This window comes from Bradyrhizobium sp. 197 (assembly GCF_023073375.1).
In the GTDB taxonomy this organism is placed as follows: Bacteria; Pseudomonadota; Alphaproteobacteria; order Rhizobiales; family Xanthobacteraceae; genus Bradyrhizobium.
This window is the reverse complement of sequence record NZ_JADPJJ010000068.1, coordinates 1-20,806: the sequence shown is the minus strand read 5'-3', so window position 1 is coordinate 20,806 and position 20,806 is coordinate 1. Positions and strand designations below refer to the sequence as shown.

Here is a 20,806-nt window from a genome sequence, read left to right as displayed (position 1 = left end):
TGTGTCGCTGCTCGTCCGGGACACGGCACTTTACATCCTTTCCGCCGTCCACGTGCCCGTGCACATAGTGCCGCGCCAGGTGCCGGAGCCTGAGGTGCCGCTGAGCCGGCCGAAGCCGACGGCGCGCTTGATGCCGGTGCTCAAGGTGACATTGATGCGGCCGGCATCCGCGACGCGGCCGGACGCCGTCACTGCGGCGCTGCTCGACGCGATCTGACCATTGTTGATGCCGATCGAGACGGTCGAGCCGTTACCGCAGGTCTCGCTCGACGATGAGATACGGACATTCCATGCGCCGTCGAAAGTGCTAGCGCGGGCCTGAGCGGCCGGCAACGCGATGACGACGATCGTGGCGAAAAGACATTTGCGAAAACCGTTCATGACACGCCCCTGTGGTTGAGCCTGCGGGGATCCTGGCATGGGCGCCGTACCGGCGATGTGAGGGCTGTCACGCGCGCGACGGGCTCTGTGACGTCGCGCACGTCGCAAACGACTTGGCGGACAAAAGCAAAGGGGCCCGCGTTGCAAGCCCCTTTGTCTCCGTCAGAATGTCGCCTCGACGTCAGTTCGCACGCGTCCAGGTCTGGCCGCCGCAGAACATGCCGCCGAAGGCGCAGCCCTGCACGCGCAGCCGATCGGTGCCCTTCAGCGCGATGGTTGAATCGTAGGTCGAGCCGGAGTTCGGATCGAGGACGCGGCCGGACCATTTCTGGTCCTTGTTCTGATCCTTGCCGGGCTTCATGTTGATCAGGACCTGCTCGCCGTTCTGGTTCGATTTCGAATCTACCGAATAGCCGCAGAGATTGTTGCCGCATTGCTCGATCCGGATCTTGCCTTCCTTCTCCTCGGTGAGCCAGACGCCGAGCGGTGAATTGAGATCGCGCGCGGCCGCGGGAGCCGGCGGCGCGACGGCAGCCGACTGAACGGGGGCAGGCGCAGGCGCCGGGACGGGAGGCGGAGCCGGGGGCGCGGCTGCGACCGTCGGGGCTGGCGGTGGAGGCGGTGCGGGCGGTACTGCGGCCATCGTCGGAGCAGCACTCGGGGCCGGCTGAGGCGGCGGCACAAGCGCGTCTTCGGCCGGAGCATTGTTAGCTGTGGTGGCCGGAGGCGCCGGCGGGGCAGGAGGCGCCACGGGAGCCTGGACAGGGGCCTGCTCGGCCGCCGGAGGTGCTACGACAGGCGCGGGTACCGGCGCCGGATTGGCCGGCGGCTGCGGATCGGCCTTAGCTTGTTGCGGTGCCTGCGGGTCCGCTTTAGGAGCCCCCTTGGCGTCGGTCTTGGTCTTCTTTGCCTTGCCCTGCCCGGTGTTGTCATAGACGCCGGGAATTTGCACCGTGCCGCGGTCGGGATCGATGCGGATGGTGCGCCCGCCATAGTCGAAGGTGTACTGCGCCTGCGCAGCGGTGCTCGCCAAAAGGAATGCGGCCGTGGCCAACAGCTTCCTCATTTCCGTCTCCTGAAACAGGTGGTCCCCGCACCGACGCTTACGCCCCGGTGCGATCGCAAAAAGTGATCTAGATCACTGTCACCGTATGAGTCGTGCTCCGGCTGTTCCGGGTTCAATAACACCGGAGCCGGTCCAAAGTTTGGCCGGGGCAAGCGACAGGAGGACGCGCCCTAGTCGAACCAGGCGGCGTAGATCTTCTTGTAGCTGCCGTCCTCTATGGCGATGTGCAGCCATTGGTCGACAAACGCCTTCAGCGCCATGTCGCGCTGGAGCCAATAGGCCTTCTCGGAGAAATCGAACGGCTTTTCGGGATGCACCGCGCAGAGCACGCCAGAATGCTGCTTCTGCTGGTAGCGCGTCTCGGAGGCGTCCGTCATCATCAGGTCGGCATTGCCCTTGGCGATCTCATCGAAGATCACGGTATTGTCGGGGAAGACGGTGATGTCGGCGTCCTTGATGTTGGCACGCGCGAAGCGCTCGTTGGTGCCGCCGGGATTGACGATCACACGGGTGCCCTTTTTGTCGATGTCGGTGATGCTCTGGTATTTGCCGACATCGGCACAGCGCGCGATCGGCGTCTTGCCCTCGCGCATGATGGCCGTGGAGAAGAAGCCCTTCTTCTGCCGGTCGAGCGTGACCGAGATGCCGCCCATGGCGATGTCGAATTGGTCAGCCTCGAAATCCTTCATCAGCTTTGGCCAGGCTGTCGGCACGAATTCAACCTTGACGCCGAGCGCCTTGCCTAGCGCCTCGGCCATATCGACGTCGAAGCCGCTGAACTGCTGCGTTGTCTTGTCGAGATAGGTGAAGGGCTTGTAATCGCCGGTCATGCCGACGCGCAAAGTGCCGCGCTTGACGATCTCGTCGAGGCGGGAGGGCGTCGCCTGCTGTGCGTGGGCCGAAATGTTTGCCAGCAGGACCACGGCCAAAGCCACCAAAATTCGAATGGTCATCCGAACGATCATCTCTTTTCCACCCATGCCCGAGCTGTCATTGTGCAGCTCTTGAGGCTTGGATTTAGACCAGATGCCCGTCGCTGGCGAGGCGGAATTGAAGGGAATTTTGAAGTGACGATCTCGATGTATGACGCCTCGGTCGGCATCTTCGTGCCTTACTTGCGCAACCTGTCCGCACTGCTCGACAAGGGCGTTGCCTATGCCGAAGCCCGGAAGTTCAATCCGGCGGTCCTGCTCGGCATGCGCATGGCGCCCAACATGTACGATCTGGCGCAGCAGATCGGCGAGGCCTGCCGCCATGCCACGGTCGCTTCGGCCTTGCTGGCCGAGCGCGAGCGGGTGACGCTGCCGGTGCTGGAGCACGACATGGCCGGTCTTCAGGCTCGCATTGCGACGTCAATCGAGTTCATCGAAAGCCTGCCGCGCGCGGAGATCGACGCCGCGGCGGAACGGAATGTCTTCTTCAGGCTGAAAAACGGGACCGAGCTGCCGTTCACCGGACGGACGCTGCTACTGACCTTCAGCGTCCCGCAGTTCTTCTTTCACGTGACGACGACCTACGACCTCTTGCGGCACGCAGGTGTCGAGCTCGTAAAGAAGGATTATCTCGGACGACGATAAGCCTAGGCTTCGCCCTTGCGCTCGTAGTCGGCGAGCGAGCTGCGGCCGGCGATCTCGCTGCGCAGCTCTTCGAAGCGCCGATGTGCCTCGTCCTCGTGCGCGTCGACGAAATGCACGGCAGCCTCGCTGGTCATCGGGCCGCTGATCACGGACACGGACTGCTCGCCGATGGTCTCGTGGACGTAGAACTGGCTGTCGTCGCCGCGATGGACCGTCCATTTCAGACGGATCGCCACCATCGGCCCCGGACCGACCTTGCTGTAGCCGTCGGCATCGGTGTGCTCCGGCACCAGCGGCTGCTCCTCGACCACCGGATGCTCATCGACCATCGGGTGCTCGTCGGCGACCACATGCTCACCAGCAACCACCATTTCTGTTACGGTCACGGTCTCGGTCTCGCGCACGACGAGGACGGGCTCGGGGTGCTCCAAAATGCTGGCGATGGTCGCCAGCGTGTGGTCGGTCGGGTCGATCTCTGACAAGGGTTCATCCTCCAGCTCGACGCGGCCGGCAAGTCTGTCCCACTGCCGCCGCGGCCGGAGCTATTACGCGGGTTTGATTAAGGCTGAGTGAGGGCTCGATCTGCACCAAAATGGGACGCATTCTGGCGTTCCGAAGGCGGACGGGTTGGCCGCCCGCCCCGGAGGTCGGCTCAGCCCAGGACGTCCTGGTTGATGATGTTCTGCCTGATGGGATCGCCGTCCAGCACACTCAGAATATTGCGCGCGGTCTGCTCGCTCATGCGACTCACCGCCTCGACCGTGACACCGGCGACATGCGGGGCCATGATCACGTTAGGCAGCGCAAACAGCGCATTGCTCACCGGCGGCGGTTCGACCTCGAACACGTCGATGCCAGCGCCGGCGATCTTGCCCGAGACCAGGGCGTCGTACAGCGCGGCTTCCTTCACGATGCCGCCACGTGCGGTGTTGATGAGATAGGATTTCGGCTTCATCCGGCCGATCCGCGCCGCGTCGAACAGGCCGACGGTTTCCGGCGTCTTCGGGCAGTGGATGGTGACGAAATCGGCGTGAGGCAGCGCCGCGTCGAGATCGGCGACGGGCTCGCAGCCGGCCGCTTTGATATCTGCAGCAGGTTTGTAGGGATCGTAGACCTGCACGTTCATGTCCATCGCCAGGCAGCGCTTGGCGGTGCGGGTGCCGATCCGGCCGAAGCCGATGACGAGGACGGTCTTGCCGTAGAGATCGAACGGCAACATGCCGAGCCGGTCGGCCCATTTGCCGTCCTTGACGCAGGCGTGCATCTCCTGCGCGCGTTTTGCCAGCGTCAGCATCATGAACAACGCCTGCTCTGCGACCGAGGGCGAGTTCGCGCTGCCCGCGACCATCAGCGGCACCTTGCGGCGGGAGAGGGCGGGGACGTCGACGGCATCGTAGCCAACGCCGATCCGCGTCACCACTTTCATATCCTTCGACGCTTCGAGTTCGGTCTCGCCGAAGGCGGTGGCACCAAGCGCCACGCCATGGACCGGCGCATGGTTCTTCAGCAAGGCCTCGAAGTCCTTGGCGGAGATCAGGTTCGGAAACTCGATGAGTTCGATGTCATCTCGCTGGGAGAGGAGGGCGCGCGCACCTTGCGACAAAGTTTGTGTAACGAAAATCTTCTTTTTGTTGGTCGCCATTGCTCCCCGCCTGCTCGCGTTTCCAAAACCGGCGTCACAACACGACGCCGGTCTCTTCGTTTAGCAGGTGCATATTGTTGAGGTCCATCGCCAAACGCATGGGAGCCCCGTCCGCAGCGCCGGCATTGGGATCGACACGGCCGCAGACCGGCGTGCCCTCGAGCCCGAAATAGACCAGGGTCTCCATGCCCATCGGCTCGGTGACGTCGAGCACGGTGTCGAAGGTTTCGACACCCGGCCCCAGATGCGCGTGCGACTCGGTGAGATGCTCGGGCCGGATGCCGAGCAGGAGCTTGTCGGTGCGCGGCAGTGCGTTGTAGCGCGTGGCGCGGGCCGGCGGCAGCGCGAAGGCGATGCGGTCGGTCAGGCGGATCTGGAGTGTGCCGCCGGCGTCCTCCAGCCGGCACGGGAGGAAGTTCATCGCGGGCGAGCCGATGAAGCCCGCGACGAAGCGCGTCGCCGGCTTGTGGTAGAGCTCGTTCGGCGTGCCGATCTGCTCGATGCGGCCCTTGTTCATCACCACCACGCGATCGGCCAGCGTCATCGCCTCGACCTGGTCGTGGGTGACGTAGACCGTGGTGGTTCGTACCTTCTGGTGCACCTTCTTGATCTCGATCCGCATCTGCACGCGCAGCTTGGCATCGAGATTGGACAGCGGCTCGTCGAACAGGAAGACCTTTGGATTACGCACGATGGCCCGCCCCATGGCGACGCGCTGGCGCTGGCCGCCGGAGAGCTGCTTCGGTTTGCGGTCGATCAGGTCGGTGATGTCGAGGAGGCGGGCGGCTTCCGTCACCCGCGCCTTGATCTCGGCCTTGGGATAGTGCTTCAGGCGCAGCCCGAACGACATGTTCTCCGCGACAGTCATGTGCGGGTAGAGCGCGTAGTTCTGGAACACCATCGCAATGTCGCGGTCCTTCGGCGGCACGTCGTTGACGACGTCGCCGCCGATCATGATGTCGCCGTCGGTGATGTCCTCCAGGCCTGCGATCATGCGCAGCGTCGTCGACTTGCCGCAGCCGGAGGGGCCGACGAGCACGATGAACTCATGGTCGGAGATGTCGAGATCGATGCCGCGCACGGCTTCGACGTCGTCGTAACGCTTGATCACCTTGCGCAGGGAAACGTCGGCCATTGCAGTTCAACCCCTCGTTCTCAACCCTTCGTCGCGCCGGCGGTCAGGCCGGCAATGTAATAGTCCATCAGGAAGGCGTAGATGACCAGCGGCGGGGCTGCGCCAAGCAGCGCGCCGGTCATGATCTGTCCCCAGTTGAAGACGTCGCCCTTGATCAGTGTGGTGGTGATACCGACCGGCAGCACGAGCTGGTCGATGGATGTCGTGAACACCAGGGGATAGAGGAACTGCGCCCAGGACACGGTGAAGGCGAAGATGGTCGCGGCGATCAGGCCGGGCAGGGCTACCGGGATGAAAATCCGCGTCAGGGTCTGGAGCCAGGAGGCGCCGTCGATGAGGGCAGCCTCGTCCAACTCCTTCGGGATCGAGGCGAAATAACCGATCATGATCCAGGTGCAGAACGGCACGGTCAGGGTCGGATAGATGAACACAAGCACGTACCAGCGGTTGAGCAGAGTGATGCCGGTGAAGTCCTGGACCACCGCGAGCATCTTGAACAAGGGAATGAACAGGAGGCTGTCCGGGATCAAATAGGTGAGAAAGACGCCGGTCGCGAGCGTCGCCGAGCCCCAGAACTTCATCCGCGCCAATGCAAACGCCGCCGGAATGCTGATCAGCATCGTCACGATCACGACCACGATCGAGATCATCGACGAATTCCAGAAGAACCGCAGGAACTGGTTCGAGGTCAACAGCTCGACATAGTTCGACAGAGTCGGATGAAAGACCCACCACGGATTGGTGGCGGCCGAGATCTCCGCGCTGCTCTTGAGCGAGGTGATCAGCATGTAGACCGGCGGGATCAGGAAGAAGATCGCAAACAGCACCAGGAAGAAGTAGGACCAGCGCAGCGCCCAGGTGCGGTCGCGGCTCATGCTTCGAAGCTTGACCTTGCGCGTCGGTCCGGTCTTGTCGATCGCGAGCGTGCTCATCAGGCTTCGTTCCCACGTTTGTTGACATCGCGCAGGATGAAGACCGCTGCGACGGCGAGGATCGGCACCATGAACAGCGAGACGCAGGCGCCGAGCGGAATGTCGCTGCTCTGGATGCCGACCTGGAATGCCCAGGTGGCGAACAGATGCGTCCGGTCCAGCGGACCGCCGGAGGTGAGGATACGCACGATGTCGAAATTGGCGAAAGTGACGATCAGCGAGAACAGCGTGGTGATGGCGATGATGTTGCGCATCATCGGCAAGGTGATGTGCCAGATCTTCTGCCACCAATTGGCGCCGTCGATCGCTGCGGCTTCATAGAGCTGGTCAGGCACGGATTTCAGCGCGGCCAGGTACATGATCAGGAAGAATGGCGCGCCGTACCAGACGTTGACGAGGATGACGGAGAAACGTGCCCAGAAGGTGTCACCGAGCCACGGGATCGGACCGATGCCGAAGAACGAGAGCGTATAGTTGAAGGCGCTGTAGGAGGGGTCGAACAGCCACAGCCATGCCAGCGTGCTCATCGCCGGCGGGATCACCCAGGGCACCAGCAGCATGCCGCGCCATTTACGTTGCTTCTTGCCGGGAATGTTGTGGACGAAATGCGCGACGATGAAACCGATCAGAGCCTTGAAGACCACGGCGGTAATCGCAAAAATGCAAGACTGTCTCACCACCATCCAGAACGTTTCGCGCTTGAACAGGAAGGTGAAATTGCTGAGGCCGACGAACTTCGTCATCGCCTTGTTCAGCGTCGCCAGGTAGACCGAATAGAAGGCGGGATAGAGCACGAGCAGGGCGATCAGGAGGATCAGCGGCAGCGTGAGGAAGAACGCTACGGTCGATTTCCGTCCCATTGCATTGCGCAGGCTCGTCCGTTTGCGCGGCCTCCCAGCACGAGCGAGACGGCCTTGCTCAACGACGACATCGGCCATGACGTTAGCCTCTTTGCAGGACATGTAGCAGGACATGTTGAATGGCGAAGCCGGCGCAGCCGTCGGCTTCATTCGGCAAGCGGATCGAGCGAGGGGTGCCCCGGCGGCTCACGCGCGAAGCGTGAACCGCCATGGCACATACCCGTCTCAGGTCCGCATGAAGCCCTCGCACTCACCCTCCGCCCAGGCGAGCGCCGTTTCCAACTTCTCTCCTTGCGCAAAGCGCAGCGCCATCTTGGTCAGCGTCGCCTGGAAGTAGATCTGCTGGGCGATCTTCGGCGGCGCTGGAGACGCTGCGATCGACATCGTCTGCTGCTTGTAGGGATCCGGATAGTGGAACAGCGTGCCCTTCGGCGGCCCTTCCTCGGCCCAGGTCTTGAACTTCGTCATGTTCGCGTAGGCCGGGAGGTCGTACCCGCCGCTCGCCGCGACGAACTTCTCGATCGCCGCTGGCGAGGACAGGTGAACGAGCAAGCTCTTGGCCGCTTCCTTGTTCTTGCCAAAGGCCCAGACGCCCCAGAAGTAGGGCAGGAAGGGCGCAAAACGTCCCTTCGGACCGGACGGGAAGCCGTGCGTCCAGCACTGTTCGGCGACTTGCGGTGCGTCGCGCTTGGCGACCGCCCAGGCACTCGGCGGATTCAGGATCATCGCCCCGCGGCCCGAGATCAGCCATTTGTTGTTGGACGCATCATCCCAAGACGGTGCGTCGGTGGGCAGGACGGCGATCAGCTTCTTGTAGAATTCGAGCGCCTGCCGCACCGCGTCGGTCTTGACGGTGATATCGCCCTTGGCGTTGACCAACTCGGCGCCGAATGACTGGAAGATCGCGCCCGCGGTGTCGACGCTATCGGTGGTCTCGCCGAGACCGATGCCGAAGGGGAAGCCGGCCTTGTGGCAGGCCTCGGCCGCCTTCAGGAACGTCTCCATGGTCCAGTTGTCCGCTTTTGGCGGACTGCCGGCCGGATACATCTCTTGCACGTCGATGCCCGCGTGCTTCTTCATCAGGTCTATGCGGGAGCAGGGGCCCTTGATCTGGCTTCCCGGTGTCGCGGGCACTGCCAGCCATTTTCCGCCCGACTGCCCGAGATATTTGACGGTGCCGTTCACCTCGCCGTTCTGCTTGATGAGCGGCTCCATGACGTCGTTGAGCGGCTCGAGATTCTCCGAATAGGCGTGTGGCCACCAGCTCGGCATCTGGAGAATGTCGTGACCGGACTTGGCCTGGGCTTCGGCCGCCGCGGTCAACTCGATCTTCTTGTTGTTGCTGGTGATGTAGTCGATCGAGACTTCGACCTTCTCCTTCTCGCCCCATTCCTTGACGAGGGCGGTGGAGGCATCGTTGGCGCCGGGCACCCAGTGGTCCCAGAAGCCGATCGAGAGCTTGCCGGCGGCGTAAGCGCCTCGGACATAGGGCGCGGTGATCAGCGCCGCAGAGGACATTGCAGTGGCAGCCACAAATTGACGTCGCGTCAGTGTCTTGCGTGACATCTCGTTTCCTCGCTTGGGTGTTTTATTGTTCTGGTGTTTCCTCTGAACTCTTCTTCCGAGTTTTGCTTTTGATTTTCTTGTTGGGAGTTTCTTGTTGAACGTTCTTGCAAATTGGTAGCGCGATCAGATCATGATTGATCGCGTCTGTCGAGAAAACCGAACGGCTCGCGCCTAGAACTAACGTTGTGTCCCGGGAAGGCGGGATTACCTCCGGTGTCGCGCGCCGGCCATGAACCGCGGTCGGTCGTTTTGCGACGCACACTTTGCGCCGCCCCGCCGCAGCGACATGTGCGCAATTACGCCGCAGTTTCCAACGAGCCTGCATAAGCGCCTCGCGCCAAACACTTTTCGGGCGTGGATAGCATTTGTCGGCGCCTAGACCTCGAAGCGGTGAAAACGATAGAGTTGCAACTGGCGGGTGGCTTCCACCCCGACAGGCCAATCAGATCGACCATGGAGACCAGAATGAAAAACCCGGCGCCGCCCGCGCGGCTTTACCTGCGACGATGGTTCGCGCTGGGGGCCGTTTTCGTGTTGCTGCTCGGCGCAGCCGCGGTCGCGAATGCACAAGGCCTGGTCAAAGGCGTTCAGGATGGGGCCGCGGCCGGCAACAAGGCAGCGGGCCCCGTCGGGGGCGTGCTGGGCGGTGCGATCGGCGGCGTGGTCGGCGTCTTCACCGGCGTGCTCGGCGTCAACAACAATAACGGCAATCAGGCGCCGCCGGCCGCCAAGGATTCTAACAAGGACGCCAGCAAGGACTCTAAGCAGCCCGGCGCCGGCAAGGACAAGGATGCCAAGAGCGGCAAGGCGGGCAAGGGCGCCAAGGCGAGCAAGGAAGCCAAGAATGCGCCGCAGGACAATAAGGACGTCCCCGTCCTCACCCAGACCGGCGCGCCGCAACAGACCGCCGAGCAAATCGTTGCCAACAGTGATTCCTATATCGAGCGGATCAAGACGGAACTGAACCTCACGCCCGATCAGGAGAAGCACTGGTTCGGCTTCTCGAGCGCCATGCACTACCTGGGGCACAATGGTGCGGAGCGGCTCAACCTGCGGGTTACCCGGGCCAAGCGGGATCCGCCGGACGACATCATCGAGCAGATGCGCAACGAGTCGCAGTTCCTGATCGATCGCGCTGCCGACCAGCGCAACGTCGCCGACGCTGCCGAGCCACTCTACTCGAGCCTCGATGACAAGCAGAAGCAGGTCTTCATACAGGAGATGGTGCACCTTAGCCACGAACGAGGATTGGATTGATCAAGTTGAATCGGATCGGGCGCGCCTGAATTAACGGCGCCCGCCACGAATTCGTGAATCCTCTCCGCAATTCGGTTATGCTTAGCTTCGTAAGCTGATTGCGGGGTTTAAATGGCGGACGCACTCTCCGTTTTCCTGGTCGAAGACGAGGCGTTGATCCGGATGATGATGGCGGACATGGTGGAGGAACTCGGCCACCACGTCGTCGCGGAAGCCGACAATGTCCGGGATGCCAGCGCTTACGCCATGACCGCGCAGTACGATCTGGCGATTCTCGACATCAACCTCAAGGGCGTCTACGTCGATCCCGTGGCCGACCTGATCGAGCGCCGCGGGAAGCCGTTTCTGTTTGCCACGGGCTACGGGCCGGAACTGCTGCCGTCCTTGCTCCGGCGTCGGCCGATCCTGCGCAAGCCGATTGGGATCGATCAGCTCAAGGCGATGATCGATTCGATGTTTCCGGAAGCGGGAGCGAAGACGCCGCGCTGAGCGACGGCGAAAACGCCGCGCTGAGATCGCCAACGAAAATAGCCGCCCATCAGGGGCGGCCATTTTGCGACGGAATTCGTCGCGGTCTCACATCAGGCCGGCGCCAAGATCGATGCCGCGCGCCATCAGGCCGAACGAGGCGACGAGGCCTGTGCAGCAGAACAGCAAGATGGTCGTGAAAGAAGAATCGGTCAAACGCGTTTCGATGGTGGCCGGCATCGCGGCGATCGAAATCATGCTCATGTTCATTCCCCCCTTTGTTGCCCCTGAATTGCATCAGGTGAGGGAAGCCTTAGAGCAAAAAGTTTGACGCGAGCTTTCGATGCATCGTTAACGGAATCGCAATCGGTCCCGTGTTTGCGCGCGCCGTAACGAGATCACGCCTCAGTGGCGCCCGTTCTTCAGCACCGTGGCGATGGTGTGGGCTGTCATGGCCGCGCGATCGGAAGCCCGCTGGGCAGCAAGCCGATCCCGCGCCTTTTCCTCGATCAAAAGCTCGATCAGGGCCAGCCGCTTGCCGTCGTCGTCCGCCTCGATCAGCAGGCGGTGATAGCGGTGATAGTCGAAACCAAAATCCTGCTTACGCATGTCACGCCCCCGCAACTACGCCACACACAACGCCGAATTGTTTCTGATCCGAAACATGCACGCAAGCACCATCCCGCATGGAACCGCGCGTTCGGTGCAATGAGCTGTGAATTACTGGAACTCGTATGAGATCTTAAGGCTGGTTGTGCTCGGCAAACATCTTCAGGCCGACGAAACTCGCGTCAGGCTTCGTGACCAGCCTGGTCGGGATGTTGCGTAGATAGTCCTGGAAGCGCCCCTTGGCTTCGAAGCGCGCCCGGAACGCGGAAGCTGCAAGGAAATCCGGAAAACGCGGCACGATTCCGCCGGCGATATAGACACCGCCACGGGCGCCGAAGGTCACTGCGAGATTGCCGGCGACTGAGCCGAGAATGGCGCAAAACATCCCCAGGGTCGCGCGGCTGAGTTCGCAACTGCCTTCCAGGGCCGCCTTGGTAATGGCGGCAGCATCGCGATGCGGCACCTGAGCGCCTTCAACTTCGGACAGCGCTTCGTAGAGGCTTTGCAGGCCGGAGCCGGACAGTGCGCCGCGCTCGATGGAGACATGGCCGAGGCGTCGGCGCATGGACGCGATCACGCGTTCCTCGTGCTCGTTCTCCGCCGGCAGGGTCGCGTGGCCGGCTTCGGTGACGACGGCCAGCCGTGCGCCATGGCGCTCGACCAGGCAGGAGACGCCAAAGCCGGTTCCAGGTCCGACCACCAGCAACGGCTCTCCGGGAAGGCCATCCTGTCCGCCGAGCGGGATCAGGTCGGCGGGCTGCAGGGCAGGCAGAGACCAGGCCACCACCTCGAAATCGTTGAGAACGTGAACGCTGCCGAAGCCAAGGGCCGGCTGGAGCTCGTTGCCGTCGATGACCCACGGGCTGTTGGTCATGACGCAGCGATTGTTGGTCACCGGACCCGCCACGGCCAACACGGCCCTTTGGGGCGGTTCGCCGCCGGACCGGCGCCCGAGGACATCGACAATGGCTTCCCTGACGGTCGGGAAGTCTGCCACCTTCACATAGTCGATCGGTCCGGTCTGATTGCCCTGACTGAGCGCGAAGCGCGCATTGGTGCCGCCGATATCGGCGAGAAGAATCGGTCCTGTCTTGCCGATGCTCATGTGCATATGGCTGCCGCGCCCTTGCCGGCTGCGGGAACCTCTTCCTCCGTTCTATCGGATCGCAAGATGCGAACGGCTTTCAGAATCCGTCCTCGGGTGGATCTAGTCAACACGCACGAGGCCAAACCGTTGCATCTCTTGGGAATGACGGCGGCCATTCGCGCAGATCGCCGCACCTTGCGGTGGTTGCCGGGAAGATCGACATTGGAGGAGCGTTCGGCGCCGGTCGCGCGGGACGGCTTGAAATGGACCTTGCGATGAAGCTTTCCGACCGCGACGTGCTGCTGGTGATCGACGTGCAGAACGATTTCTGCACCGGCGGGGCGCTCGCCGTTCCCAGCGGCGAGAAGGTGGTGCCCGCCATCAATCGAATCGCCCAAAAATTCGCCAATGTGGTGCTGACCCAGGACTGGCATCCCCGGGATCATGTCTCCTTTGCCTCGAACCATGCGGGCAGGCAGCCGTTTCAGAGTATCGAGCTTGACTACGGCGCGCAGGTGCTCTGGCCGAGCCATTGCGTGCAGGGCACCGCGGGCGCCGAATTTCATCGCGATCTCGACGTCACCCGCGCGAGTCTGGTGGTGCGGAAGGGGTTTCGGCGCGGCATCGATTCCTATTCGGCGCTGTTCGAGAACGACAAGAAAACACCGACCGGCCTGCTCGGATATTTGCGCGAACGCGAGTTGAACACCGTCTTCGTCTCCGGCCTTGCGCTCGACTTCTGCGTCCGCTTTTCGGCGGAGGATGCCCGCGAGGCGGGGTTCGATGTCGCCGTCATCGAGGATGCCTGCTGTGGCATCGATCTCGACGGCTCGATGGGCGCGACCCATCAGAGTTTTCGGGAGCGCGGCATTCCGGTCATCGGCCTCGAGGCATTCCTGTGAAAACGGTGACGTAGCCATGGCGGAGAAGACCGGCAAACAGCTGCGCGCACCGGGGCAGGTCCCGGGTGACCCGGTGCTGTGGCCGTTCGCAGCGGCTCAGCTCGCCATGAACGCCTGGTTCGGATGGCTTGAGCGCGATCCGCCGGAGCAGGCCGACAGCAGCCTGCCGTGGACCACGGCCAACTCCGTCGCGCTGGAGCTCGCGACCATGCGCTTGCGCGATTGCACGCGGACGCGATCCGGCCAGCCGGCGCTGGTTTGCGCGCCCTACGCGCTGCACCGGGCCCTGATTGCCGACTTCGCACCCGGCCACAGCGTGGTACAGTCCCTGCAAAACGGCGGCATCGACCGGATCTATCTCACCGACTGGCGCTCGTCCGCACCTCATATGCGCTATCTCTCGATAGACAGCTATCTCGGTGATCTCAACGTCGCCATCGACGAGATCGGCGCGCCGGTCGATCTCGTCGGCCTGTGCCAGGGCGGCTGGCTCTCGCTGCTCTACGCGGCGCGCTTTCCCGCCAAGGTGCGGCGGCTGGTCCTGGTCGGCGCGCCGGTCGACCTCTCGATCGAGTCCAGGCTGTCGCAGCTCGCCCGCGACGCTCCCGAAATGCTCTATGACCAGCTCGTCGCACGCGGCGGCGGTAATGTCAGCGGCGAGGAGATGCGACGTGTCTGGTCCAAGGCGCCGAGCCGCGACGACATCGCCGCGGCGTTGCAGGTGGACCTTGCGCCTGAGGGGAGCGCAACGTTGCTCGCGCGGTTCGAACGCTGGAACACGGAAACGCTCAATCTGCCCGGCGCTTATTATCTCGAGATCGTCAACTGGATTTTCCGGGAGAACCGGATCGCGAACGGCCAATTCACGGCACTCGGCCGCGTGATTGATCTGAAGGACGTCAAGGCGCCGGTCTTCCTGCTGGCCGGGCTCGATGACGACGTCGTGCCGGCCGCGCAGGCGCTCGCCACCGCCGGTTTGCTCGGCACGCCACCGGCCTTCATTGCGGCGGCCTCCGAACCCAGCAACCATCTCGGCCTGTTCATGGGCGCGCGAACCCACGTCCATGCCTGGCCCGCGATCGCCGAGTGGCTGCGCGGCGATCTGTCCAACGTGCTGGCGCGCAGCGCCTGACTTCGCCAGACACCGGGCGGACGAGCCTGCAAGTCCGTTATGCATGAAGGCGGATGGCCTGCACGGGACCGGCTCGATGGGTTACATATGGTCCGGTGCTGACGGCTGCGGCCGGCCGCAGAGAGATTGAATTGAAGGTGCTGAGCTCGATGAGTTTCCACTCGATCTATGCCCACGGATTTGCGCGCGTGGCGGCCTGCGTCACCACCTCGCATGTGGCGGATCCCTCGGCCAACGCAAAGGCCATCATGGCGGCCGCGCAGGACTGCCACGAGCAGTCGGTGGCGGTTGCCGTGTTTCCCGAGCTGTGCCTGTCCGGCTATGCGATCGAGGATCTGGTCATGCAGGATCCGCTGCTCGATGCGGTCGAGCGCGGACTTGCCGCGATCGTCGAAGCCTCCTCGGCGCTAATGACCGCGCTGATCGTCGGCGCGCCGCTGCGCCATGGTCATCGCATCTACAATTGCGCCGTCGTCGTTCATCGCGGCAACGTGCTTGGCGTCGTACCCAAGACTTACCTGCCGACCTATCGCGAGTTTTACGAGGGGCGGCATTTCGCCTCCGGCGCCGGCATCGTCGGCGAGACGATCGCGTTTGGCGGGCTGCATGCCCCGTTCGGCGTCGATCTCCTGTTCGCGGCCGAGGACGTCCCGGGCCTGACGATCGGTGTCGAGATCTGCGAGGACATGTGGATCCCGGTGACGCCGGCCTCCGAGCTCGCGCTTGCTGGCGCAAGCGTTCTTATCAATCTCTCCGGCAGTCCGATCACGATTGGCCGTGCCCGTTCGCGCGCGTTGCTGTGCCAATCCACCTCGACGCGCTGCCTCGCGGCCTACGTTTATTCCGCCGCGGGGGCAGGGGAATCGACCACGGATCTCGCCTGGGACGGCCAGACCTCGATCTACGAGAACGGCGTGCTGCTGGCTGAGGGCGAGCGGTTCCGCCAGGGCGGCCAGATCACGCTGGCCGACGTCGATCTCGACCTGCTCAGGCAGGAGCGCGCCTCGATGGGGACGTTCGACGACAATCGCCGCCAGCGCGAAGGTTTCTACCGAAGGATCACCTTTGCCCTGAAGCCGCCGGCCGCCGACATCGGCTTCCTGCGCAAGATCGAGCGCTTTCCGTTCGTGCCGAGCGACGAGAGCCTGCTCGAGCAGGACTGCTATGAGGCCTATAACATTCAGGTCGCGGGCCTCGTCCAGCGCATGCGCGCCACCGGCACCAAGCGCGTCGTCATCGGCGTATCGGGCGGGCTCGATTCCACCCATGCGCTGATCGTCGCCGCCAAGGCCGTCGATCTCCTTGGCCTGCCGCGCGAGAACATCCTCGCCTACACCATGCCGGGTTTTGCCACGGGCAGCGAGAGCAAGACCAATGCGCTTGCGCTGATGAAGGCGTTGCAGACGAGTTGGCAGGAACTCGACATCCGCACCACGGCGACGCAGATGCTGAAGGACATCGGCCATCCCTTCGGCAAGGGCGAGAAGGTCTACGACATCACCTTCGAGAACGTGCAGGCGGGCCTGCGTACGGACTACCTGTTCCGGCTCGCCAACCATCACGGCGGCATCGTGATCGGCACCGGCGATCTCTCGGAGCTCGCACTGGGCTGGTGCACCTACGGCGTCGGCGACCAGATGGCGCATTATAACGTCAACGCCGGGGTGCCGAAGACGCTGATCCAGCACCTGATCCGCTGGGTGATCGCCTCAAAACAGTTCAGCGATGACGTCAACCGGACGCTTGCCTCGATCCTGTCGGGCGAGATCTCGCCCGAGCTGGTTCCGGTCCAGCCCGGCGAGAAGGCACAGAGCACGGAAGCCTCCGTCGGTCCCTACGAGCTCCAGGATTTCAACCTGTTCTACACGCTGCGCTTTGGCATGCGGCCGTCCAAGATCGCCTTCATGGCGCTGCAGGCATGGAAGGACGTCGCTGAGGGCGAATGGCCGCCGGCATTTCCGACCGATAAGCGCAAGGCCTATGATCTCAAGGAGATCCGCCGCTGGCTGGAGGTGTTCCTGCGCCGCTTCTTTGCCTTCAGCCAGTTCAAGCGATCGGCGATGCCGAACGGGCCGAAGGTCTCGGCAGGCGGCTCGTTGTCGCCGCGCGGCGACTGGCGCGCGCCGTCGGATTCCAGCGCGGCGGCGTGGCTTGAAGATCTCGAACGGAATGTGCCGAACTGATCGGTAAGGGCTGATCGTGCAGCTGCCCAAAACGAAATCGCGCCGCGCGGCTCATGAGGCCGGCGGCGCGAAATCGCGTTCAATCCAGAAAGTCCCGAGGTCCGGAGTGCCTAGGAGTCCGGACCTCGTAACCTTGCCCCAGCCCTTGATCCCCCGCCCCATGCGGTCCCCCAACCCCATGTAGCGCGATCAGAGGGTGATGCCCTTGTAAGGCCGCCGATCGATGTCACGCGATGTACGGGACATCTGAATAGGACTCCATTCCGGATCACTACGGAGACGAACGTGTTCTGCCGTGAACACTCGCGCTTCATCGCCGTGCGGCCTTGCGGTGGGCAAGAATAGACCGCGCCGGGAGCAGGGGAGGCCTGCGAAAGGCCGATCCGGCCCTGTCAGGCCCAAGTTACCGTTGCGCCGGCCCATTCCGTGCGCTATCCGGCCGGAAAGGCCTGAGGCGGCTTCCATTTTCTCGCCCGGCCAGCCAAACCGAGGACGGAAACCGCCATGCCAGCCTATCGCTCCCGTACCACCACCCACGGCCGCAACATGGCGGGCGCTCGCGGCCTCTGGCGCGCGACGGGCATGAAGGACGGCGATTTCGGCAAGCCGATCATCGCGGTCGTCAACTCGTTCACCCAGTTCGTGCCCGGCCACGTCCACCTCAAGGACCTCGGCCAGCTGGTCGCTCGCGAGATCGAGCAGGCCGGCGGCGTCGCCAAGGAGTTCAACACCATCGCGGTCGATGACGGCATCGCCATGGGCCATGACGGCATGCTCTACAGCCTGCCGTCGCGCGAGCTGATCGCCGACAGCGTCGAGTACATGGTCAACGCCCATTGCGCCGACGGCATGGTCTGCATCTCGAATTGCGACAAGATCACGCCCGGCATGCTGATGGCGGCGCTGCGGCTCAACATTCCCGCCGTGTTCGTCTCGGGCGGACCGATGGAGGCCGGCAAGGTCACGCTGCAGGGCAAGACCAAGGCCGTCGACCTGATCGACGCCATGGTCGCGGCCGCCGACTCCAAGGTCAGCGACGAGGACGTCAAGGTGATCGAGCGCTCGGCGTGCCCGACCTGCGGCTCGTGCTCGGGCATGTTCACGGCCAATTCGATGAACTGCCTCACTGAAGCACTTGGTCTTGCGCTGCCCGGCAACGGCACGGTGGTGGCGACCCATGCCGATCGCAAGCGGCTGTTCGTCGAGGCGGGCCACACCATCGTCGATATCGTGCGTCGCCACTATGAGCAGGACGATGCCTCGGTGCTGCCGCGCAACGTCGCCAACTTCAAGGCGTTCGAGAACGCGATGACGCTCGATATCGCCATGGGCGGCTCGACCAACACGGTGCTGCATCTGCTCGCCACCGCCCATGAAGGGCAAGTCGAGTTCACCATGCAGGACATCGATCGGCTGTCGCGCCGCGTGCCTGTGCTCTGCAAGGTCGCGCCGTCGGTCGCTGACGTGCATGTCGAGGACGTGCATCGCGCCGGCGGCATCATGGCCATCCTGGGCGAGCTCGACCGCGCCGGCCTGATCGACACGTCGGTCTCGACCGTGCACGCGCCGACCATGAAAGACGCGCTGGAGCGCTGGGACATCAAGCGCTCGAAGAGCGAGTCGGTCCGCACCTTCTTCCGCGCCTCGCCCGGCGGCATCCCGACCCAGGTCGCCTTCAGCCAGGAGCGCCGTTACGACGAGCTCGATGCCGACCGCGAGAAGGGTGTCGTGCGCAACCTCGAGCACGCCTTCAGCAAGGATGGCGGCCTCGCCGTGCTCTACGGCAATCTCGCGCAGGACGGCTGCATCGTGAAGACCGCGGGCGTCGACGCCTCGATCCTGAAATTCTCCGGGCCCGCGCGCGTGTTCGAGAGCCAGGACGCGTCCGTCGAGGCGATTTTGGGCGGCAAGGTCGTTGCCGGCGAGATCGTCGTCATCATCTACGAAGGCCCGCGCGGCGGCCCCGGCATGCAGGAGATGCTGTATCCGACCAGCTACCTGAAATCGATGGGTCTCGGCAAAGCCTGTGCGCTCGTCACCGACGGACGCTTCTCGGGCGGCTCGTCGGGCCTGTCGATCGGACATCTGTCACCGGAAGCCGCCGAAGGCGGCAATATCGGTCTGGTGCGGACTGGCGACCGCATCGCCATCGACATCCCGAACCGCAGCATCAGCCTCGAGGTCTCCGACGAGGAGCTGGCCAAGCGCCGCGCCGCGGAAGAGGCGAAGGGCGATGCCGCCTGGCAGGCGACGGGCCGCAAGCGCAACGTCTCGACCGCGCTTCAGGCCTACGCTGCACTCACCACCAGCGCCGCGCGTGGCGCGGTGCGCGAAGTGAAGCGGCGCTCGAAGTAGGAGCGTCTTGCGCGGGCGTGATCGCAAGCGTCGCGCATCGCGCATGGTCAACAAGTTCTGAACGGCCGGCGAAAGCCGGCCGTTTGTATTAAGGATGCCCCGACGAACTTCGGCAAAGCAAGGTTTTGCGGCGTATACTGCCATCGACCTTCGCAAATCCATTTTGGGCAACTGGGGCACCACAATAATGTCTCGTACTCTTGCTGTCGTTTTCTCGACGGTCGTCGCTGCGATTTCCATGACGGGCACAGCTTCCGCCGGCTGCTACAATTGCTACACGCCGCCGCCGTGCACGACCTGCTACCAGCAGCAATACGTGCAGCCGCAATACCGCACCGTCGATGAGACCGTGATGGTTTCGCCCGGTGCCACGGTCGCGCACCGCGCGCCGGCGCAATACCGCACCGTGATGGTGCCGCAGACCGTGATGGTGGCGCCGCCGAGCGTCCAGTACGAACGCATCCCGCCGCAATACGCCACGCGCCAGCGCGTCGAGATGGTCCAGCCGGGCTATTCCTATTACGCCCCGGTCGCGACCGGCTGCGCGTCCTGCGGCTACTGAGCCGATCCTAGCTACGGACAATTCCATGCGGCGCTCCTCACGGGGCGCCGTTTTTCTTGTGCCGGCAGCAAACGAGGCCCGGAAACGGAGGCGAATCCAAACCGGGCCTCGCAACCAGCGACGCCCTGGGAGATGTCGCCGGTGTCCGGAATTGCCGAGATGCCAAGCTATGGGAATAGGCTGACGCTCGCCTGACAGATCGGGTGCGGCGAAGGGGTTTCGGATCCGGCGCCAACTTCGCGTTGCCTTGGGCCGTCGACTGCGTTAAGCGACAGCAATTCCGTACCTGGAAGGGTGGCCGAGTGGTTTAAGGCACCGGTCTTGAAAACCGGCGTGCCCGCAAGGGTACCGTGGGTTCGAATCCCACCCCTTCCGCCATATCTGCGTATCCACGTGAGCGGAATCAGTTCCGTGGGGATTTTGTGATCAGCATATACCGGCGTGCAGACGGCGCATGCCGCGCGAATCCAACGAAAAACAGTCTGTTACGTGAGTTTTCAACACGAATATCGAAGGTAATCGTTGGCGCTTAACGCCCTAGGGTTTAACGTCATGTCTTATGGCAGCCAAGACTGACGGTTACGTGCCTTGCCCCAAATGCGGAGAGCAAGCCCTCTTACCTAGGGTTTGGCGCCGCAATGCCAACCTGACAATGACCTGCGGTGTATGCGGCCATGTACATTTGGCTCTGAACGCCGTTCGTCTTCAAGTTCACAATACCCTCGTCCAGCGAGGCATCCGCGCGACCGACAATCCACCAGCGCCGCTTCCAATCGCGCCCGCGCAGGTAGTTCCGTTGGCAGGCAGGATCAGCGAACTAGTGATCAGACGCAACAAAAAAGGCGGCGAGCGGATCTACTATCGCAAAACCAAGGCCAAGCCGATCAGTGGAAATTCTCCATGAGCGAGCCTGAGCGAGACTTCGAGAAGTTTCTTCGATCCTGGTGCGATGACAGCCTAGGGTCTGTTGGGATTCATCTGGAGTTTATCGCGGCCGCGGCCAGATAGATCATTGAAGTGAAGCTCTGGTCGGTCTTGTCGGCGCGCATTGCGATGCGCTTGAATTCCTTGAGCTTGCCGAAGAAGTTCTCG

20 protein-coding genes and 1 tRNA gene are annotated in these 20,806 nt (G+C 63.3%); 9 read left to right on the top strand and 12 right to left on the bottom strand.

Going from position 1 to position 20,806, the window contains the following annotated elements:
- Nucleotides 1-30 precede the first annotated feature (30 nt).
- The 3 genes from IVB27_RS15595 to IVB27_RS15585 all read right to left on the bottom strand — a co-directional run bounded on the left by IVB27_RS15595 (nucleotide 31) and on the right by IVB27_RS15585 (nucleotide 2,400).
- Entirely contained in the window at nucleotides 31-381 is a 351-nt protein-coding gene (locus IVB27_RS15595) for a hypothetical protein (RefSeq protein WP_247444372.1), read from the bottom strand.
- A gap of 181 nt (nucleotides 382-562) precedes the next feature.
- Nucleotides 563-1,447, bottom strand: a complete 885-nt coding sequence (locus tag IVB27_RS15590; protein ID WP_247444371.1) for a DUF2147 domain-containing protein — start codon at nucleotides 1,445-1,447, stop codon at nucleotides 563-565.
- A 170-nt stretch (nucleotides 1,448-1,617) separates the two neighbouring features.
- Entirely contained in the window at nucleotides 1,618-2,400 is a 783-nt protein-coding gene (locus IVB27_RS15585; protein WP_247444370.1) for a transporter substrate-binding domain-containing protein, read from the bottom strand.
- A 126-nt stretch (nucleotides 2,401-2,526) separates the two neighbouring features.
- On the opposite strand from IVB27_RS15585, the gene IVB27_RS15580 reads away from it, so the two are divergent.
- On the top strand, nucleotides 2,527-3,024 hold the full coding sequence (locus tag IVB27_RS15580; RefSeq protein ID WP_247444390.1) for a DUF1993 domain-containing protein: 498 nt from the start codon (nucleotides 2,527-2,529) through the stop codon (nucleotides 3,022-3,024).
- A 2-nt stretch (nucleotides 3,025-3,026) separates the two neighbouring features.
- On the opposite strand, the gene IVB27_RS15575 is transcribed toward IVB27_RS15580, so the two are convergent.
- The 6 genes from IVB27_RS15575 to IVB27_RS15550 all read right to left on the bottom strand — a co-directional run bounded on the left by IVB27_RS15575 (nucleotide 3,027) and on the right by IVB27_RS15550 (nucleotide 9,159).
- Entirely contained in the window at nucleotides 3,027-3,506 is a 480-nt protein-coding gene (locus tag IVB27_RS15575; protein ID WP_247444369.1) for a hypothetical protein, read from the bottom strand.
- 170 nt (nucleotides 3,507-3,676) lie between these two features.
- Nucleotides 3,677-4,666, bottom strand: a complete 990-nt coding sequence (locus IVB27_RS15570) for a hydroxyacid dehydrogenase (protein ID WP_247444368.1) — start codon at nucleotides 4,664-4,666, stop codon at nucleotides 3,677-3,679.
- A gap of 34 nt (nucleotides 4,667-4,700) precedes the next feature.
- A complete protein-coding gene (locus tag IVB27_RS15565) occupies nucleotides 4,701-5,801 on the bottom strand; it encodes an ABC transporter ATP-binding protein (protein ID WP_247444367.1) in 1,101 nt (366 codons plus the stop codon).
- A gap of 20 nt (nucleotides 5,802-5,821) precedes the next feature.
- Nucleotides 5,822-6,733, bottom strand: coding sequence for a carbohydrate ABC transporter permease (locus IVB27_RS15560; protein WP_247346911.1), 912 nt, complete (start codon nucleotides 6,731-6,733; stop codon nucleotides 5,822-5,824).
- Complete coding sequence (locus IVB27_RS15555) at nucleotides 6,733-7,671, bottom strand: carbohydrate ABC transporter permease (RefSeq protein ID WP_247444366.1); 939 nt, start codon at nucleotides 7,669-7,671, stop codon at nucleotides 6,733-6,735. The genes IVB27_RS15560 and IVB27_RS15555 overlap by 1 nt, the downstream gene beginning before the upstream one ends.
- A 147-nt stretch (nucleotides 7,672-7,818) precedes the next feature.
- Nucleotides 7,819-9,159, bottom strand: coding sequence for an ABC transporter substrate-binding protein (locus IVB27_RS15550; RefSeq protein WP_247346913.1), 1,341 nt, complete (start codon nucleotides 9,157-9,159; stop codon nucleotides 7,819-7,821).
- A gap of 465 nt (nucleotides 9,160-9,624) precedes the next feature.
- On the opposite strand from IVB27_RS15550, the gene IVB27_RS15545 reads away from it, so the two are divergent.
- Nucleotides 9,625-10,416 carry a Spy/CpxP family protein refolding chaperone gene (locus IVB27_RS15545; protein ID WP_247444365.1) on the top strand — a complete coding sequence of 264 codons (792 nt, stop codon included), beginning with the start codon at nucleotides 9,625-9,627 and terminating at the stop codon, nucleotides 10,414-10,416.
- A 111-nt stretch (nucleotides 10,417-10,527) separates the two neighbouring features.
- A complete protein-coding gene (locus tag IVB27_RS15540; protein ID WP_247346921.1) occupies nucleotides 10,528-10,905 on the top strand; it encodes a response regulator in 378 nt (125 codons plus the stop codon).
- Nucleotides 10,906-10,992: 87 nt separating this feature from the next.
- On the opposite strand, the gene IVB27_RS15535 is transcribed toward IVB27_RS15540, so the two are convergent.
- From IVB27_RS15535 to glk, 3 genes are all read right to left on the bottom strand, one after another.
- Complete coding sequence (locus IVB27_RS15535) at nucleotides 10,993-11,148, bottom strand: hypothetical protein (RefSeq protein ID WP_247346923.1); 156 nt, start codon at nucleotides 11,146-11,148, stop codon at nucleotides 10,993-10,995.
- 141 nt (nucleotides 11,149-11,289) lie between these two features.
- Nucleotides 11,290-11,493: a hypothetical protein gene (locus IVB27_RS15530; protein ID WP_247346925.1), complete on the bottom strand. Its 204-nt coding sequence runs from the start codon at nucleotides 11,491-11,493 to the stop codon at nucleotides 11,290-11,292.
- A 133-nt stretch (nucleotides 11,494-11,626) separates the two neighbouring features.
- Nucleotides 11,627-12,598, bottom strand: a complete 972-nt coding sequence (gene glk / locus IVB27_RS15525) for a glucokinase (protein ID WP_247346927.1) — start codon at nucleotides 12,596-12,598, stop codon at nucleotides 11,627-11,629.
- 245 nt (nucleotides 12,599-12,843) lie between these two features.
- Here glk and pncA point away from each other — a divergent pair, with 245 nt between their 5' ends.
- The 6 genes from pncA (at nucleotide 12,844) to IVB27_RS15495 (ending at nucleotide 20,092) form a co-directional block, all read left to right on the top strand.
- A complete protein-coding gene (pncA, locus tag IVB27_RS15520) occupies nucleotides 12,844-13,482 on the top strand; it encodes a bifunctional nicotinamidase/pyrazinamidase (protein ID WP_247444364.1) in 639 nt (212 codons plus the stop codon).
- Between the two features lie 16 nt (nucleotides 13,483-13,498).
- Nucleotides 13,499-14,614: an alpha/beta fold hydrolase gene (locus IVB27_RS15515; RefSeq protein ID WP_247444363.1), complete on the top strand. Its 1,116-nt coding sequence runs from the start codon at nucleotides 13,499-13,501 to the stop codon at nucleotides 14,612-14,614.
- Between the two features lie 149 nt (nucleotides 14,615-14,763).
- The gene (locus IVB27_RS15510; RefSeq protein WP_247444389.1) at nucleotides 14,764-16,797 is read left to right on the top strand and encodes an NAD(+) synthase; all 2,034 of its coding nucleotides are present in this window, start codon (nucleotides 14,764-14,766) and stop codon (nucleotides 16,795-16,797) included.
- 504 nt (nucleotides 16,798-17,301) lie between these two features.
- Complete coding sequence (gene ilvD / locus IVB27_RS15505) at nucleotides 17,302-19,152, top strand: dihydroxy-acid dehydratase (RefSeq protein WP_247444362.1); 1,851 nt, start codon at nucleotides 17,302-17,304, stop codon at nucleotides 19,150-19,152.
- 238 nt (nucleotides 19,153-19,390) lie between these two features.
- Nucleotides 19,391-19,714, top strand: coding sequence for a hypothetical protein (locus tag IVB27_RS15500; RefSeq protein WP_247444361.1), 324 nt, complete (start codon nucleotides 19,391-19,393; stop codon nucleotides 19,712-19,714).
- Nucleotides 19,715-20,002: 288 nt separating this feature from the next.
- Nucleotides 20,003-20,092 (top strand) — tRNA-Ser (locus IVB27_RS15495).
- Nucleotides 20,093-20,806: the final 714 nt, after the last annotated feature.

Bases quoted from the DNA above. Each gene is read 5' to 3' on its own strand.
- IVB27_RS15565 (WP_247444367.1), bottom strand. From the start codon at position 5,801: ATGGCCGACGTTTCCCTGCGCAAGGTGATCAAGCGTTACGACGACGTC.
- IVB27_RS15550 (WP_247346913.1), bottom strand. From the start codon at position 9,159: ATGTCACGCAAGACACTGACGCGACGTCAATTTGTGGCTGCCACTGCA.
- IVB27_RS15585 (WP_247444370.1), bottom strand. From the start codon at position 2,400: ATGACCATTCGAATTTTGGTGGCTTTGGCCGTGGTCCTGCTGGCAAAC.
- IVB27_RS15530 (WP_247346925.1), bottom strand. From the start codon at position 11,493: ATGCGTAAGCAGGATTTTGGTTTCGACTATCACCGCTATCACCGCCTG.
- IVB27_RS15535 (WP_247346923.1), bottom strand. From the start codon at position 11,148: ATGAGCATGATTTCGATCGCCGCGATGCCGGCCACCATCGAAACGCGT.
- glk (WP_247346927.1), bottom strand. From the start codon at position 12,598: ATGAGCATCGGCAAGACAGGACCGATTCTTCTCGCCGATATCGGCGGC.
- IVB27_RS15560 (WP_247346911.1), bottom strand. From the start codon at position 6,733: ATGAGCACGCTCGCGATCGACAAGACCGGACCGACGCGCAAGGTCAAG.
- IVB27_RS15595 (WP_247444372.1), bottom strand. From the start codon at position 381: ATGAACGGTTTTCGCAAATGTCTTTTCGCCACGATCGTCGTCATCGCG.
- IVB27_RS15590 (WP_247444371.1), bottom strand. From the start codon at position 1,447: ATGAGGAAGCTGTTGGCCACGGCCGCATTCCTTTTGGCGAGCACCGCT.
- IVB27_RS15500 (WP_247444361.1), top strand. From the start codon at position 19,391: ATGACGGGCACAGCTTCCGCCGGCTGCTACAATTGCTACACGCCGCCG.
- IVB27_RS15515 (WP_247444363.1), top strand. From the start codon at position 13,499: ATGGCGGAGAAGACCGGCAAACAGCTGCGCGCACCGGGGCAGGTCCCG.
- IVB27_RS15510 (WP_247444389.1), top strand. From the start codon at position 14,764: ATGAGTTTCCACTCGATCTATGCCCACGGATTTGCGCGCGTGGCGGCC.
- ilvD (WP_247444362.1), top strand. From the start codon at position 17,302: ATGCCAGCCTATCGCTCCCGTACCACCACCCACGGCCGCAACATGGCG.
- pncA (WP_247444364.1), top strand. From the start codon at position 12,844: ATGGACCTTGCGATGAAGCTTTCCGACCGCGACGTGCTGCTGGTGATC.
- IVB27_RS15580 (WP_247444390.1), top strand. From the start codon at position 2,527: ATGTATGACGCCTCGGTCGGCATCTTCGTGCCTTACTTGCGCAACCTG.
- IVB27_RS15545 (WP_247444365.1), top strand. From the start codon at position 9,625: ATGAAAAACCCGGCGCCGCCCGCGCGGCTTTACCTGCGACGATGGTTC.
- IVB27_RS15540 (WP_247346921.1), top strand. From the start codon at position 10,528: ATGGCGGACGCACTCTCCGTTTTCCTGGTCGAAGACGAGGCGTTGATC.
- IVB27_RS15555 (WP_247444366.1), bottom strand. From the start codon at position 7,671: ATGGCCGATGTCGTCGTTGAGCAAGGCCGTCTCGCTCGTGCTGGGAGG.
- IVB27_RS15570 (WP_247444368.1), bottom strand. From the start codon at position 4,666: ATGGCGACCAACAAAAAGAAGATTTTCGTTACACAAACTTTGTCGCAA.